The 15,834-nt window shown below is 41.8% G+C and carries 15 protein-coding genes, 1 pseudogene and 1 riboswitch; of the genes and pseudogenes, 14 read left to right on the top strand and 2 right to left on the bottom strand.

Annotated elements, in window-relative coordinates:
- Positions 1–317 precede the first annotated feature (317 nt).
- Entirely contained in the window at positions 318–2,417 is a 2,100-nt protein-coding gene (gene clpE, locus CJU60_RS07760; RefSeq protein WP_095713433.1) for an ATP-dependent protease ATP-binding subunit ClpE, read from the bottom strand.
- 365 nt (positions 2,418–2,782) lie between these two features.
- On the opposite strand from clpE, the gene CJU60_RS07750 reads away from it, so the two are divergent.
- The 9 genes and pseudogenes from CJU60_RS07750 (at position 2,783) to CJU60_RS07705 (ending at position 10,069) form a co-directional block, all read left to right on the top strand.
- Complete coding sequence (locus CJU60_RS07750; protein ID WP_095713431.1) at positions 2,783–3,823, top strand: YkvI family membrane protein; 1,041 nt, start codon at positions 2,783–2,785, stop codon at positions 3,821–3,823.
- 213 nt (positions 3,824–4,036) lie between these two features.
- Positions 4,037–4,081, top strand: a riboswitch (PreQ1 riboswitch).
- A 128-nt stretch (positions 4,082–4,209) separates the two neighbouring features.
- Complete coding sequence (gene queC / locus CJU60_RS07745; protein ID WP_095713430.1) at positions 4,210–4,869, top strand: 7-cyano-7-deazaguanine synthase QueC; 660 nt, start codon at positions 4,210–4,212, stop codon at positions 4,867–4,869.
- 1 nt (position 4,870) lies between these two features.
- Positions 4,871–5,311 carry a 6-carboxytetrahydropterin synthase QueD gene (queD, locus tag CJU60_RS07740; protein WP_024121181.1) on the top strand — a complete coding sequence of 147 codons (441 nt, stop codon included), beginning with the start codon at positions 4,871–4,873 and terminating at the stop codon, positions 5,309–5,311.
- Positions 5,304–6,035 carry a 7-carboxy-7-deazaguanine synthase QueE gene (gene queE, locus CJU60_RS07735; RefSeq protein ID WP_024121182.1) on the top strand — a complete coding sequence of 244 codons (732 nt, stop codon included), beginning with the start codon at positions 5,304–5,306 and terminating at the stop codon, positions 6,033–6,035. Before queD ends, queE begins: the two co-directional genes overlap by 8 nt.
- 17 nt (positions 6,036–6,052) lie before the next feature.
- Positions 6,053–6,550 carry a preQ(1) synthase gene (queF, locus tag CJU60_RS07730; protein WP_003218613.1) on the top strand — a complete coding sequence of 166 codons (498 nt, stop codon included), beginning with the start codon at positions 6,053–6,055 and terminating at the stop codon, positions 6,548–6,550.
- Positions 6,551–7,037: 487 nt separating this feature from the next.
- Positions 7,038–8,237: a DUF3880 domain-containing protein gene (locus CJU60_RS07725; protein ID WP_095713429.1), complete on the top strand. Its 1,200-nt coding sequence runs from the start codon at positions 7,038–7,040 to the stop codon at positions 8,235–8,237.
- An 11-nt stretch (positions 8,238–8,248) separates the two neighbouring features.
- The gene (locus CJU60_RS07720; protein WP_141243768.1) at positions 8,249–8,464 is read left to right on the top strand and encodes a LysM peptidoglycan-binding domain-containing protein; all 216 of its coding nucleotides are present in this window, start codon (positions 8,249–8,251) and stop codon (positions 8,462–8,464) included.
- 95 nt (positions 8,465–8,559) lie between these two features.
- A pseudogene (locus tag CJU60_RS07715) lies at positions 8,560–9,394 on the top strand (glycosyl hydrolase family 18 protein); the annotation flags it as partial.
- A gap of 384 nt (positions 9,395–9,778) precedes the next feature.
- Complete coding sequence (locus tag CJU60_RS07705; protein WP_095713426.1) at positions 9,779–10,069, top strand: DUF3219 family protein; 291 nt, start codon at positions 9,779–9,781, stop codon at positions 10,067–10,069.
- A gap of 120 nt (positions 10,070–10,189) precedes the next feature.
- Here the strand turns inward: CJU60_RS07705 and CJU60_RS07700 are convergent, their stop codons facing one another.
- The gene (locus CJU60_RS07700) at positions 10,190–10,375 is read right to left on the bottom strand and encodes a YkvS family protein (protein WP_003232446.1); all 186 of its coding nucleotides are present in this window, start codon (positions 10,373–10,375) and stop codon (positions 10,190–10,192) included.
- A gap of 164 nt (positions 10,376–10,539) precedes the next feature.
- Here CJU60_RS07700 and CJU60_RS07695 point away from each other — a divergent pair, with 164 nt between their 5' ends.
- The 5 genes from CJU60_RS07695 (at position 10,540) to CJU60_RS07675 (ending at position 15,818) form a co-directional block, all read left to right on the top strand.
- A complete protein-coding gene (locus CJU60_RS07695; protein ID WP_010334023.1) occupies positions 10,540–10,734 on the top strand; it encodes a hypothetical protein in 195 nt (64 codons plus the stop codon).
- Between the two features lie 297 nt (positions 10,735–11,031).
- Positions 11,032–11,661, top strand: a complete 630-nt coding sequence (locus tag CJU60_RS07690; RefSeq protein WP_095713425.1) for a cell wall hydrolase — start codon at positions 11,032–11,034, stop codon at positions 11,659–11,661.
- Positions 11,662–11,778: 117 nt separating this feature from the next.
- A complete protein-coding gene (gene ykvU / locus CJU60_RS07685; protein ID WP_024121188.1) occupies positions 11,779–13,116 on the top strand; it encodes a sporulation protein YkvU in 1,338 nt (445 codons plus the stop codon).
- 49 nt (positions 13,117–13,165) lie between these two features.
- Positions 13,166–13,666: an endospore biogenesis thiol-disulfide oxidoreductase StoA gene (stoA, locus tag CJU60_RS07680; protein WP_095713424.1), complete on the top strand. Its 501-nt coding sequence runs from the start codon at positions 13,166–13,168 to the stop codon at positions 13,664–13,666.
- A 238-nt stretch (positions 13,667–13,904) separates the two neighbouring features.
- On the top strand, positions 13,905–15,818 hold the full coding sequence (locus CJU60_RS07675) for a heavy metal translocating P-type ATPase (protein WP_095713423.1): 1,914 nt from the start codon (positions 13,905–13,907) through the stop codon (positions 15,816–15,818).
- The last annotated feature ends 16 nt before the right edge of the window (positions 15,819–15,834 follow it).

Raw genomic sequence — 15,834 nt, 5'->3', positions numbered from 1 at the left:
GGAACTTTAGGGACATTGTGAAATTGTTCATGAAATATTCAAGGAAGATACATAGAAGGGAGAAATAAACAAACGCAGGCTTTTCAGCATGAAAAAGGCCGCGGGTTTTAAGGTGCCGGGATTGATTGGTGCGTATCTGATTCTCTAAACGGTTTTCGTATAACAATAGAAATAAATATTCATTATAGATAAACATGCTCCATCCCTCCTTAAAGAAAGAAGGAGATGAGCGCTTCAGGGGATGGAATGACATGTTCTCGGACGAGAGAAGGATTTCACATAAAAAGCGGCTTCCCTGAAAAGGAAGCCACTGATTTTTATTTTGCCTGAACTTTGATGTTATCATTTTCTACTGTGACGTGAAAACTTGCAATCTCGTTATTGTCAAGCAGCAGATCAGTCATTTCGTCCTCAACCCATTCCTGGATCGTTCTTCTGAGCGGGCGCGCACCGAATGAAGGATGGTAACCCAGCTCAGCGATTTTTTCTTTCGCTTCATCTGAAACACTCAAGCTGATGCCTCGTTCTGCCAATGTTTCTTCCAATTCTCCAAGAAGAAGGCTGACGATTTTGATCAGATGCTCTTTTTCAAGGGAACGGAATTCGATGATGCTGTCAAATCGGTTGAGAAACTCAGGTTTAAAGAACATGCTGAGTGAATCAATTAATGTTTGTTCTTCAATCACGCTGTCTTCTGATTGGAAACCGACTTTCGTTTGTTTTTCACCAGTGCCTGCATTGCTTGTCATAATGATGACGGTGTCTTTAAAGCTTACGGTTCTGCCTTGGCTGTCCGTTAAGCGGCCGTCCTCCATAATTTGCAGGAACATATGCTGAACATCTGGGTGCGCTTTTTCAATCTCATCAAGCAGCACGATGCTGTATGGATTGCGGCGCACTTTTTCCGTTAATTGTCCGGCTTCCTCATGACCGACGTATCCAGGCGGTGAACCAATAATTTTCGATACGGCATGTTTCTCCATGTATTCACTCATATCGAGACGGATAATGGCATCTTTCGTACCGAATAATTCATCCGCCAGGGTTTTAGAAAGCTCTGTTTTCCCTACGCCGGTTGGTCCGACAAAGAGGAAGGAGCCGACTGGTCTGTTTTTTGATTTTAAGCCGGCGCGGCTGCGTCTGACCGCTTTTGCCACTTTTTGAACAGCCGCTTCTTGTCCGATAACGCGTTCGTGAAGCTTTACTTCAAGCTCTTTCATTTTTGTTTGCTCATCTGCCTGCAGTTTTCCCACAGGAATGCCTGTTTTTTGTTCTACGATATCCTGAATGTGCTCAGCTTCCACTGTGACGGCGGAATGTGAAGAAGAGCTGTTCAGTTTTTTCTCCAGTGCGATTTCTTCATCACGGAGTTTTGCTGCCAATTCGTAATTCTCTTCTTCCAGTGCTTTTGTTTTTTCTGCTTCAATTGCAGTCAGCCGTTCAGCTGCATCTTCATCATTCAAATCATCAATTAACAGGTTGGCTTTAGATCCAGCTTCGTCTAATAAATCAATCGCTTTGTCCGGCAGATGTCTGTCCTGAATGTAGCGTGATGATAAAGTGACACAGGCTTTCAGTGCTTCATCGCTGAATGTCACGCCATGGTATGCTTCGTATTTGTCTTTAATTCCTTGCAGAATGCTGATCGCTTGTTCAATTGTAGGCTCCTGCACCATGACAGGCTGAAAACGTCTTTCCAGCGCAGCATCTTTTTCAATTTGGCGGTATTCTTTCAGTGTTGTCGCTCCGATAACCTGCAGCTCGCCTCTGGCAAGAGCGGGTTTGAGAATGTTACCTGCATCCATTGAGCCTTCTGCAGAGCCTGCCCCAACGAGAAGGTGAATTTCATCAATGAAAAGAATGACATTTTTGCGCTCTTTCAGCTCAGTGATCAGCTGTTTCATTCTTTCTTCAAATTGACCTCTGATGCCAGTGTTTGCAACAAGGGATGCGACATCAAGCAAGTAAAGCTCTTTGTTTTTCAATTTATTTGGAACATTGCCTTCAGCGATTTTTAAAGCGAGCCCTTCTGCAATTGCTGTTTTCCCTACACCAGGCTCTCCAATCAGAACCGGATTGTTTTTGTTGCGGCGGTTAAGAATCTCGATCACACGCGCAACTTCTTCATCACGGCCGATGACGGGATCAATCAGACCGGCTTTTGCGCCGTTTGTAATATTTTGCGCCAGTTCATCAAGCAATCCTTTTTTCTCGCTTTGCTTAGCTGCGCTTTGTTCTTTCGGCTGGAATGCTTGTTCAAACGGAAAACCGAAAGATTGAGGACCCATGCTCATTGAAGGTTTACGGGTCAGTTCGTGATAGCAAGTTTCACATAAAACCATTTGTTTATGAACGGAATTTATTTGCATGTTAAGGCGAATCGTCGCCTCGTTTTGATGACAGTGTTGACAACGCATTTGCCAAAACCTCCTTATAAAATTTGATCATCTTTGACCAATCGGTTTAGAAAAAAAGGCCGACTTATTTGACCTTCTTTGACTATTAGTATACGCCAGATTCACTGGCTTTCAAAACCATTTGCTCAAAGCGGTCTTGTTTTTGACTAAATTTGACCAATGAAATAATATAAAAAGACGGCTGGTTTGGCCTTCTTTGATGAATAGTATACTCTGACCTTTTTTGACTTTCAAGGCTTTTGCTCAAAAATATTTTTGAATTGTTTACACAGTAAAACATGTTTTGTTCGTCTTTTCAAGGAACTTGTCTCATAGGCTATAAAAAGGCTAAAAGGACAATACTGCGGTTGGTTCGGAGGGGAGAAATGGAACAATCAAAAGGGTCTGCACATCAGCTCGCTTTTGTGTATGTAGGCACAGTCGTCGGAGCGGGATTTGCAACTGGCAGGGAAATTGTGGAGTTTTTTCTGAAGTTCGGCTGGTTCGGATTGCTTGGTATTATTATAAGCGGCGGGATGTTCACGTTTTTAGGCGCAAAGCTGATGATCATTTCAAAGCGAATCAATGCCAAGTCCTATCAGGAAATGAATATATACTTGTTCGGGGCGGCTGCCGGACGGATTATCAATGTCTTTATGCTGTTCGTTCTTCTCGGTGTCACATCTGTCATGCTGTCGGGGGCAGGGGCGCTTTTTGAGGAACAGCTTGGGATGTCCGCTCAGGTTGGAATGCTGATCACAATTGGATTAAGTTTGATTGTGATGACAAGAGGAGTAAAAGGCATTTTCGGTGTGAATGTGTTTGTTGTACCGCTTTTGATTATCTTTTCTATGATTGTGGTGGCCGATTCATTTATTTTCAGTGAGACGCGGAATACAGCTCAGTGGGTGTGGCCGCATCGATGGGACTGGCTATTATCAGCAGTGTCGTACGGAGCCTTGAATTTATCGCTTGCCCAGGCTGTTTTGGTGCCGCTGGCGAATGAAATGTCTTCGGAACAGGTGATAAAAAAAGGCGCTTTCATCGGCGGTACAATGCTGACAATTGTGCTTTCCGCAAGTTTTTTGTCTTTGTCGATGCTCCCGGATGTATTTTTGTACGATATTCCGATGGCTCAAGTGGTTTACCTCTTCGCGCGATCTGTACATTTGATTTATTTGTTGATTATATTCGGCGAAGTGTTCACATCGGTGATCGGAAACCTTTATGGGCTGGAAAAACAAGTGAAGAGCTTTCTTACTATAAAAAGTAAATATATTTTTGCGGCAATAATGATTACGGCTTATATCACGAGTCAAATCGGCTACGGCAAGCTCATTTCAACCATTTACCCACTGTTTGGCTATGTGAGCTTGGCTTTCATAGGCGCTTTGGTCTGTAAAAAGCTCCCCCGGCGCAGTTTGTAATCACAATATTGAAACATATATAATAATGAAGCAAATGTTTATGTTAGACCCTGCGCCAGCCCGAAACGGATCTTAATTAGGTATTTTCGCTGTGTAAAAGGATCAAGGCGGAAAAAATGAGACAGGCTTTTCGGCTATCTTTTTTATTGTCAATAAAAACAACATTATGGTAAGATAGCAGAAGTGAAAAATTGAAGAAAATCCGTTCGATATGCGGGAGAGGTTCTAGCTACACCCTCTATAAAAAACTAAGGACGTGCTGTATCCTTGGATACGGCCTTTTTTATGTTTTTCTAGAGCACCTTTCCAAAAAGGTGTTTTTTTATATTTAACAGTTGTAGCGATGTCTCTCGCCGAGATTTTTATAGCGGAGAAGGAGAGGAATCATGAAAAAGGAAAAAGCAATTGTCGTATTCAGCGGCGGCCAAGACAGTACCACATGTTTACTGTGGGCGTTAAAGGAATTTGAGGAAGTGGAAACTGTAACTTTTCATTATAATCAGCGTCATTCGCAGGAAGTTGAAGTGGCGAAGGGGATTGCGGATAAGCTTGGTGTGAAAAATCATTTGCTTGATATGTCACTTTTGAACCAGCTTGCGCCTAATGCCCTGACGAGAAATGATATAGAAATTGAAGCAAAAGACGGCGAGCTGCCATCAACATTTGTTCCAGGCCGTAACTTAGTATTCTTATCTTTTGCGTCTATCCTGGCGTACCAAATTGGCGCCCGCCATATTATCACGGGCGTTTGCGAAACGGATTTCAGCGGCTATCCTGACTGCCGTGATGAATTCGTTAAATCTTGCAATGTGACGGTTAACCTGGCCATGGAGAAGCCTTTTGTGATTCATACACCGCTCATGTGGCTGAATAAGGCGGAAACGTGGAAGCTTGCAGATGAGCTTGGCGCGCTTGATTTTGTGAAAAACAACACGCTTACATGCTATAACGGCATCATCGCAGACGGCTGCGGCGAATGTCCGGCATGTCATCTTCGCTCCAGAGGCTATGAAGAATATGTGGCGATGAAAGGAGAGCGGGCATAAATTGTTATCTCAAATATATCCACAGGTCCAGCATCCTTATTCATTTGAATTGAATAAGGACATGCAAATTTCTGCTGCTCATTTTATTCCGCGTGAAAGTGCGGGAGCGTGCAGCAGGGTTCACGGGCATACGTATACCGTAAATATTACCGTTGCCGGTGATGAGCTTGACAATTCCGGCTTTCTCGTGAATTTCAGTGTGCTCAAAAAGCTGGTTCACGGCTCCTATGACCATACGCTTTTAAATGATCATGAAGAATTTTCTAAGGACGACCGGTATTCACTGCCGACAACTGAAGTCGTGGCGAAAACGATCTATGACAAAGTGCAGGCTTATTTAAACACACTCGAGAATAAACCAAGCTGTGTGCAGGTGTTTGTCCGTGAAACACCGACCAGTTATTGTGTATACCGTCCGAAAAAGGGTGGTTTGAATGGCTAAAGGAATTCCTGTATTAGAAATTTTCGGCCCGACGATTCAAGGGGAAGGCATGGTGATCGGACAGAAGACAATGTTTGTCCGCACGGCCGGCTGTGATTACTCCTGCAGCTGGTGTGACTCCGCCTTCACTTGGGACGGATCTGCTAAAAAAGATATTCGCTGGATGACAGCCGAGGAGATTTTTTCAGAGCTTAAGGAGATTGGGGGAGACGCGTTTTCCCACGTAACAATCTCCGGCGGAAACCCGGCGCTGTTAAAACAGCTGGATGCTTTGATAGAACTGCTGAAGGAAAACAATATCCGTGCAGCTCTCGAGACACAGGGGACAGTCTATCAGGATTGGTTTACACTGATCGATGATCTGACGATTTCACCAAAACCGCCAAGCTCGAAAATGGTGACGAACTTTGATAAGCTGGATCACATTTTGACATCACTGAAAGAGAATAACAGACAGCATGCTGTCAGCTTGAAGGTTGTCATTTTTAATGATGAAGATCTCGAGTTTGCCAAAACTGTACACAAACGCTACCCGGGGATACCATTTTATCTGCAAGTCGGTAATGATGATGTGCATACGGCAGACGACAAATCACTCATTGCACATTTGCTTGGAAAATATGAAGCGCTCGTTGATCAGGTAGCTGCCGATGCGGAGCTGAATCTTGTCAGAGTGCTTCCGCAGCTGCATACCCTGTTATGGGGCAACAAACGAGGAGTTTAATAGAAAGGAAGATAAATATGACGACAAGAAAAGAATCAGAATTAGAAGGTGTAACACTGCTTGGCAACCAAGGAACAAACTATTTATTCGAATATGCGCCGGACGTGCTCGAATCCTTCCCGAATAAACATGTAAACCGTGATTACTTTGTAAAATTCAACTGCCCTGAATTTACATCTTTATGTCCGAAAACAGGGCAGCCTGACTTTGCAACAATTTACATCAGCTATATTCCTGATGAAAAAATGGTGGAGAGCAAATCACTAAAACTGTACTTGTTCAGCTTCAGAAACCATGGAGACTTCCACGAAGACTGCATGAACATCATCATGAATGACTTGATTGAATTAATGGACCCGCGCTACATTGAAGTATGGGGCAAATTCACGCCAAGAGGCGGAATTTCCATTGATCCGTACACAAACTACGGAAAACCTGGCACGAAGTATGAGAAAATGGCCGAGTACCGTATGATGAATCATGACTTGTATCCGGAGACGATTGATAATCGCTAATGAGAACCCACACTAAGTCCAATAAAAGTGTGACCTAGTGTGACTTTTATGCAGTGAAAAGTTGATATTGCAGAGGTAATTTAAGACGTACAAATGTGTACGTCTTTTTCTTTTATGCAAAAATCAATATATTAACGTAAGTTTTTTGGCAGAAAGTCTAGCGAAATCAAAGGAAAGTATTTTGTAGATCGCTTTCTTTTCTGTGGGGCATCCGCACAAGCTATTAAATGATGATTATAATTTTTATTTCTCATTATATATGGATGGCGTATCCGGCAATACCGAAAGTATTTTTCAGCTTCTGTTATATTTTTTCGTGTCGACGAGAGAAACGATTATTTTTCGTTCTCTTAGAATGTAATTTTTCAGGAAGCTATTACGTCATCTCATATCTGAACGTTTTGTATAGACTAGTACCGTCACAAGTTATATTACAAATACATACCAATAAGTAGACATTAAAAAGTGAAAGAGAGGACGAACATGTGTGAAAATTCTTTTTCTAGAGAGTCATCCTATGTGGCTCTATGGTTTACCGAATGGGTTTAGTGAAGCAGGCCATACCGTAATGATTTCGGGCCCTGTAAGTCGGGAAAATGTTACTGAAATGATAGAAGAATTCAAACCAGATCTAATCGTATCTATGGGTTGGACACCAGAGCATTCAAGGGAAAAGCAAGCCTGGATCCGCAATGCTACTAAAAAGGTGAAGATCCCCCTCGTTTATTGGGCAACTGAAGACCCGCTGCACACTCAAAACTTTACTATCCCGTTAATTAAAAAGATGAAACCGGATTTTGTTTTCACCGTTACACCTTCTCTGTGTAAAACTTATGAAAGGATGGGGATAAAAGCGGCTCATTTAGACTTTGCATATCACGAAAGTATACATCATCAGATTAAACCATTGGACAAATATAGCTGTGATATAGCGGTGGTGGCTAATGCTTACCCTAATTTTCTTGAAGAACATCCGGAAGTGTTCCGCTCGTCCTCTTTAAAAACGCTTATTCGTCCTCTCATACAAAATGGTATTCGCATTGATTTTTGGGGGAAAAATTGGGAGAAAATGAGCAAACATATAGGAAGAGAAATTCCCCGGAATTGGATTCATGGATACCTTGATTATACTGAAGCATATAAAGTTTACAGTTCAGCAAAAATCATTCTCGGTTTGCAAAACTGTGAAAGCCAGCTTACGCAGCGCACCTATGAGATTCTTGGTTCCGGAGGGGTTTTATTGACATCGGATACACCAGCAGTTCGAGGTAAATTCAAACCTGGCCGCGATCTCATCGTTTCATCTTCCCCAAAAGAAACATTTGAAAAGGTTAAATACTATTTGAATCATGATAGCGAGAGAAAGAAGATTCGGATAAACGGTAAAAAGGCTGTAAAGAATGATTCCTATCGGCATAGAGCTGAGAGAATGCTTGAGGTGCTAAAAAGCAGAGGAATCTTAAGAAACCTAGAGGAAACCATTCATTATGTTGATGTTCTCAAAGAAAATTACGTGATCCATCATGTTGCTCCCGGTGAAACATTAACGAAAATCGCCATAAATTACAATATTCCCCTTAAACAAATCATGGAGCTAAATCATTTCAAATCAGATCAGATATATGCGGGACAAATCATTAAGATTAGAAAGAAACGGTCTAGAGATGTTAAAAATAAATTTTTCTAAAGGAGAGTAATATGAATGAAGGGGAAAAAACCAAAACAGAAGTGAAAAGAACGCCTCGTTATATGGAATTTCCCGTGACATATGAAGTATATTGTGTGGAATCCGGCGATACATTATGGACGATTTCAAAATCCTTTAATATTCCGGTACAACAACTTATGAATCTTAATAAGCTTTCTTCAGATAGAATTTATCCCGGACAAATGATAAAGATAAGAGAAAGGTAATTTATGAGGTTTCGGAAACGAAACAAATTGGAATGATCAATCTTCATATTTTATTTGTAAAAACTTGATATCTTTGAGAATGAAGGGGTTATGAGATGTTTCAAATGAGCTATTTCTATTCTGGATTAGGTTATGATATTATTCATCATGTTGATCAAACGAACGGAGTATTAAAAGTCGTGTCTCCTGACTTTTTCTATATCAGAAAAAATGGATCACTACTTCTCCGTTCAGCTAATCCTGATGTGATTAAAGCTCTTCATAGAAGAAAATTAAAAGTAGTTCCTTTTTTAAGCAATCATTGGAATCAGGATTTGGGTCGAGTTGCGTTAAAGAAACGAGTGGTTTTGGCTAAACAAATTTCTAATGCAATAGAAGAACTGGATCTAGACGGGGTCAATATCGATATAGAAAACCTTACAGAGAAAGATCGGCAGGCATTTACGGATTTCGTTAGATTAGTAAGAAAAGGTATTCCTAGGCACAAAGAGGTATCAGTTGCAGTGGCAGCAAATCCTTTTGGCTGGACGAAGGGCTGGCACGGATTATATGATTATGAGAATTTAGCTAAACATGCGGACTATCTAATGGTTATGGCCTATGATGAAAGCCGCCTTGCTGGGCCTACTGCAAGTGTAGGATGGGTGGAAAAGTCCATTCAATATGCTCTAGCCCAAAAAATCTCTCCCAAAAAAACTGGTTTTAGGATTGCCTTTCTATGGCCGTTGCTGGATGCAAGACCAATCTAACTCACAAGCCATTTCACTTTACCTTGTTAACTCATTAGTAAAAAGGCATAACGGTACAATTATTTTTGACATAAAGAGTCAGTCTCCAAAAGCTGTTTTTACGATCAAACACGATAAGAAGGATCTATTACCTCCAGGAACATATACATTATGGTTCGAAAATGAACAGTCACTCAGAGCAAAAATAAAACTCGTTCAAAAATATAACCTAAAAGGTCTTGGCAGCTGGAGTCTTGGACAAGAAGATTCGTCAGTCTGGAATAGAGTGTTTAAAAATATATAAGCGGAGGCGGTTAATAATCGTTAATATAGTTTCTCCTGCGGAATGCAGGGGATTTTATACATAAAAAAGACGAGTGAATCCGGGGGGAATGCCACTCGTCACCTTCTAATGAAAAGACGGGATGCTGGATGGCAGCTCGTCTGTTTTATTATAAAATATCGAACGTATGTTTGTAAAGGCGTCTTTTTTAAAGAAATGGTTAAAATAATGCTCAGAACAGATTCATTGTAAACGTTAACGGCTTTATGTTAAGATGCATGAACTGATAAGGAGTGATACCGAGTGAAAACATTGCGTTTAAACGATGTCACGTTAGAAATGTCAACATATCAAGAAGAGAGCGAGCCGAAGCGGAAAATTGCTTTTACCTTACATGTTACCAGTGAGACTTATCATGATATCGCTGTGCTGTTATATGAAAAGACATTTAACGTCGCAGTTCCGGAACGAAATCTTGCCTTCCGCGGTGAAATCACAAATTATTCAACGTCATTGACCAACCTGTACGAAGCGGGAGCCGTGAGTGAATTTTATATCGAAATAACGGAAACAGACACGAACGCCGATTCATAATCGGTGTTTTTTATGTAAAAAAGCTGCCGGCCGGCAGCTTTTGAGAAAGCTAATTTGATATGTAAGGTGTTTAATTGTTCGTCTTGCAGTTTTTGCGAATGCGTGTGGATGAAGGAGGATTTAATAGGAGTCTCTGATGATCTTGTAATTTTTATGATTAACAACAGTCAGTGAATCTAGCTCAAGATCCCGATAGTTATCCATAATGGTAACATCTACGATAACAGAATTCTCATTAACTTTTTCAACAACACCGGTTAATCCGTTTTTAAATTCAATGACGTTTCCGACCTTAGCGATTTTCACAAGCTTCCTCTCCTTTAAACATAATAATTCCTTTTGAAAGTATTAAACAGTATTTTTATTGAGAAGTAAAGCGATAAGGAGTTTTATCGTCCTAAGGAATTGTCCTGGCGCAGGAAAAATGATATATTGATTTTCGTTCAAAGATTGAAAAGGGGGAGTTTTGATTGCGTCCCGAAGACATAACAGAACAGATTGAACAGCTTCGTACTGGTGAAATAAAAGAATTGAGAGTCCAAAAAGAACACTTTCTTGATTTCAGGGCCGTTTTATCGAAACAGGACGATTTTAAGCATTTCCGAGGCATTGCCCAGCAAGGCGGAGATGTGGTGTTTCAATATTTAGAACAGCCAAGAAGCTAAAAGGTTTCTCATAAGTGAGAAGCCTTTTTATCATATATGACAGAACGCCAGCCTTTTATTACAAATGATGTAACAGACGTAAATAAAATGTAAAATTACAAAAATGGATAAATATGCCTTGAAATGACAAGATTTATAGAAAATCACGCTGTTTTTTTGCCATTAATCAGTGCGTCACCCGATATATTCCATCCTGATACCTGTTTGGGAGAGTTGGAAAATCTTTTTCCGTGAAATTGATTTGATCTCTTGTTAAGGTTATGAAGTGTTTTTTGAGCACTTTAAGGAGGAAACTGTATGACGACAAAATTTACTGCGCTAGCTGTTTTTCTTCTTTGTTTCATGCCTGCTTCGAAAATTGAACATACACAAGCTTCACTACTGAACACAAAGAAGACAAAACATGAAGAAGCTAAGCTGCTTACCCATATAAATCATGACACAGACACATCTTTCTCTTCACTGTCTGCTGATGAGGACAAGAAAAAAATAAAGCCGATCAAGCTATCAGCGAACACTGAAAAGAAAGAAAAAGAACAATCAGAGAAAGCGAATGAGAAGAGAGAAACTTATTCTGAGTCTGAAAAAGAATTGCTTTCCCGACTCGTTCACGCAGAGGCGAAGGGCGAATCCTATGAAGGCAAGGTCGCTGTTGCAAGCGTTGTGCTGAACAGGACGGATAAGAAGGGCTTTCCCGATACAATCAGAGGGGTTATTTATCAGAAAAATGCCTTTGAACCTGTCGCAAACGGAAGCATTAATCAAGAGCCAGACAAAGAATCAATTGAGGCTGTTGAAGAAGCGATGTCATCTAAGGACAGAGAAACAGAAGCCCTTTTCTTTTATAACCCGAAAACGGCGTCAGATGACTGGATTCGCTCAAGGAAAATCATTGAAAAAATCGGCAGGCATGTCTTTGCCATATAAGCATAGAAGAGACCATTCGTCTCAGCTGTGCTTTTTTTTATAGAAAGAGTAAAAATAAAATAATTTTTGAACTTGTCTCATATGATGTTGGTAGTACAAGAGACAAGGAGAGACATCATGAATCGATTTGTAAAAGGGATTATTCTTTTATCCATTGCCGCCTTTTTCGCCGAATGCCTTGAATTTGTCGTGAATATGATTTTGGCGCGCGAGCTTGGCGAGCACGGGATGGGGCTTTACATGAGTATTTTGCCTACCATCTTTTTAATTATTGTCATCGCAAGCTTGGAGCTGCCAATATCAATTTCTAAATTTATCGCTGAATCAAATCCAAAGCTCCATGAAAGCATGCTGAGGCACGCCTTCAGAATGACAGCTGTTTTCACGGCCTTTTCCACCGCCGCCGCCAGTATTGCGCTTCCTTTTATTCCGGTGTTTGATACATATCACCCGTTTATCAAAGGAATTGTCATCGGCTTGATTCCTATTGTCGCCTTTACGTCAATTGCCAGAGGCTACTTTATGGGTGTGCAAAAAATGGGGAAGATCGCAATCGCTAATGTCCTGAAAAAAATCATTCAGCTGTTGTGCTTGTTCATCTTCTTTCAATGGTACTCGTTTGAGCTGGACATGGCTGTGCTGATTTCGCTGTTTGTCCTTGTCGTGAGCGATGTGATCGTGCTTGTTTACTTGTATTCACAGTTTATCCTGGCAAGACGTGCGGTATCGGTTCAGCAGCATATCCATTTACGCGGGAAAGATGTTAGAAAAAGACTGCTTGCCGTATCGATTCCGACAACCGGACTGCGCATTTTCCACGCTGTAGTCAACGCCATTGAGCCCTTTTTAGTAAAAGGAGCGCTTTTGGCAGCGGGCGTTGCAGGGACAACTGCCATCGATCAATACGGCATGCTGGCCGGAGTGGCTGTGACAATAGGGTCGTTTCCTGCTTTTATCGCCCATTCGTTAATGGTCGTCATGATTCCCAGTATTTCTGAAGCTTATTCTCTCTCACAATATGACATCGTATTAAAAAGGCTGAAGCAGTCGATCTTTATCACGTTGGGATATGGTATACCGGCTGTCTGGATCATGTTCCAGTTTGCGGAGCCCCTGACCCATCTGTTTTTTCACTCTCCTGAAGCACAGTATTATTTGCAGCTTTTGTGGCCGTACTTTCTCTTTCATTTATTTGTGATGCCCCTTCAGGCATGTTTAATCGGGATGGGCTTTGTCAAAGAAGCTTTTTATCACAACGTGTGGAGCCATCTCGTTGCGCTGAGTATGATGTATGTGCTGGGTTCAATGGAAAACCTGCAAATGCTCGGGATTATCCTTGGGATGAATACAGGTATGATTTTGCTGACGAGCCTACACTATACAACGATTTGCAAAGCGCTGCGTGTATCTGTTTTTCTGACGGGAGGAAACCGAACGCCGCGGATTGAAGGATGATAAATCTCTAGCGGGGCAAGCTATTTGAAAAGCATGAAAGGAAGATTCCATGTTGACAAAACGCTTGCCCCTCGCTATTTGCCTGATCTTATTTGCTATGATTCCATGGCTGCCTCTATCGGCACAGGCTGCCAATAAACAGCCTGCTGTTCCTGCGGTTTTCCTCATGAAAACGATAGAAGGAGAGGATATCTCCATCCCAAATAAAGGACAAAAAACGATCCTGCATTTTTGGACTTCATGGTGTCCGCCCTGCAAAAAGGAACTCCCTCAGTTCCAATCATTTTACGAGGCTCATCGATCTGACAGTGTGAAGCTGGTAACGGTCAATTTAGTGAATTCAGAACAAAATCAGCAAGTCGTTGAAGACTTTATCAAAGCAAACCATCTGACCTTTCCGATTGTTCTCGACACAAAAGGGGATTTAATGAAGGAATATCATATTATAACAATTCCCACCTCGTTTTTGCTGAATGAAAAGGGTGAAATTGAAGAAACAAAAGTGGGGCCGATGACGGCTGAACAATTGAAAGAATGGACGAAAGAATAAGCTGAGAGCGTAGCCTTTCAGCTTTTTTGTCATATAATGAAAGGTGAACAGACATTAATGATAATTATTATCAAAAAGAAATTAAAATAATTATAATTGAAATTCTTTTTCTGCATGCTATAATTAAGAAAGACATCATGAAATAATCAACGATGAAGCTGCCTTCTGGGCGGCGATTTTGTTTTTTATAAGAGAAATGAAGATGATTTGCGTTCTCAATTAGGGAGGAGAATTCGATATGAATGAACAAGTGATGCTTCAACAAGATCAGCATCAGCCATTAAAGACAGAACAGCCAGAAAAAAGCTGGTCCCAGCATGCGGAGCTTATCGCAGCCCTTGTGTCAGGTGCTCTTATTTTAGCAGGCTGGCTCCTTTCCTCACATCAGTTGTTATCGGTAACGCTATATTTGCTGGCCTTTGTCATCGGCGGATTTGCTAAAGCGAAAGAAGGAATCGAAGAAACGCTCGAATCCAAAACGCTGAATGTTGAGCTTTTAATGATTTTCGCTGCCGTGGGTTCCGCATTGATTGGGTACTGGGCAGAGGGTGCCGTTTTAATCTTTATTTTTTCCTTAAGCGGAGCTTTAGAAACATACACGATGAATAAAAGCAGCAGGGATTTAACTTCTTTAATGAAGCTTGAGCCTGAAGAAGCAACGCTGATTGTAAACGGTGAAACCAAAAGAGTATCGGTTGCAGATATAAAGGCTGGTGATACGATTGTTATCAAACCTGGAGAACGGGTGGCAGCTGACGGAATCATTGAATCTGGTTCTACAAGTCTTGACGAGTCAGCGTTAACGGGCGAATCGATGCCCGTAGAAAAAAACGCCGGCGACGCTGTGTATACGGGAACTGTTAATCGAAACGGCTCCTTGACCGTCCGTGTCACAAAAGCAAGCGAAGATTCTTTATTCCGAAAGATTATCAAATTGGTGGAATCTGCGCAAAACAGTGTGTCACCTGCGCAAGCTTTTATCGAACGATTTGAAAATGCATATGTAAAAGGCGTTCTGATCGTGGTGGGGCTGCTGTTGTTTGTTCCGCACTTTGCACTGGGCTGGAGCTGGAGTGAAACCTTTTATCGCGCGATGGTATTTATGGTGGTGGCGTCACCTTGCGCACTTGTCGCGTCCATCATGCCGGCAGCGCTGTCCTTGATTTCAAATGGCGCCCGCAACGGCATGCTAGTGAAAGGAAGTGTATTTCTTGAACAGCTGGGATCTGTGCAAATGATCGCTTTTGACAAAACGGGGACTGTAACAAAAGGCCAGCCCGCGGTTGAGACGGTCAGACTGGCGGAAGGGTACGAAGAAAAGGAAGTGCTTGAAGCTGTCTATGCGATTGAGAAGCAGTCCAGCCATCCGCTCGCGCAAGCCATTGCCGGATACGCTGAAAGCCGCGGCATCAACAAGTCCGGCTACATATCAATCGAAGAAACGTCAGGCTTTGGTGTAATGGCTGAAGTGGCGGGTGCCAAATGGAAAGTCGGAAAGGCAGGATTTATTGGGGAAGAATTGTCAGCGCAATTTTTGAAACAATCTGCATCAGATATCATTCAAAACGGCCAAACCATAGTGTTTGTGAAAAAGGACGATCAAATTGCCGGCTGTATCGCTTTGAAAGATCAAATCAGACCTGAAGCAAAAGAAGTCATGGATGAACTGAGCCGTCTGGGGATTAAAACTGCCATGCTGACGGGAGATCACGAGGACACGGCTCAAGCGATAGCGAAGGAAGCGGGAATGACAACAGTTGCAGCAGAATGTCTGCCTGACCAAAAAGTAAATGAAGTGAAACGATTAAAAGAAGAATTCGGGACGATTGCAATGGTCGGAGACGGAATCAACGATGCGCCGGCACTAAAAGCGGCGGATGTGGGCATTGCAATGGGCGGCGGAACAGACGTGGCCCTTGAAACTGCTGATATGGTGCTCATGCAAAACGATTTGAAAAAACTCGTAAAAATGTGCCGTTTATCACGGAAAATGAACAGGATTGTAAAGCAGAATATCGTATTTTCTCTCGCGGTCATTTGCCTGTTAATTTGCGCAAATTTTTTACAGGTGATGGAATTGCCGTTTGGCGTTATAGGCCACGAAGGAAGTACGATCTTGGTGATTCTAAACGGTTTAAGGCTTTTAAAATAAAAAACAGCGGTCCAAA

Source organism: Bacillus sp. 7705b, from assembly GCF_002289525.1.
GTDB classification, from domain to species: domain Bacteria; phylum Bacillota; class Bacilli; order Bacillales; family Bacillaceae; genus Bacillus; species Bacillus halotolerans.
This window is presented reverse-complemented; position numbering and strand designations above follow the sequence as displayed.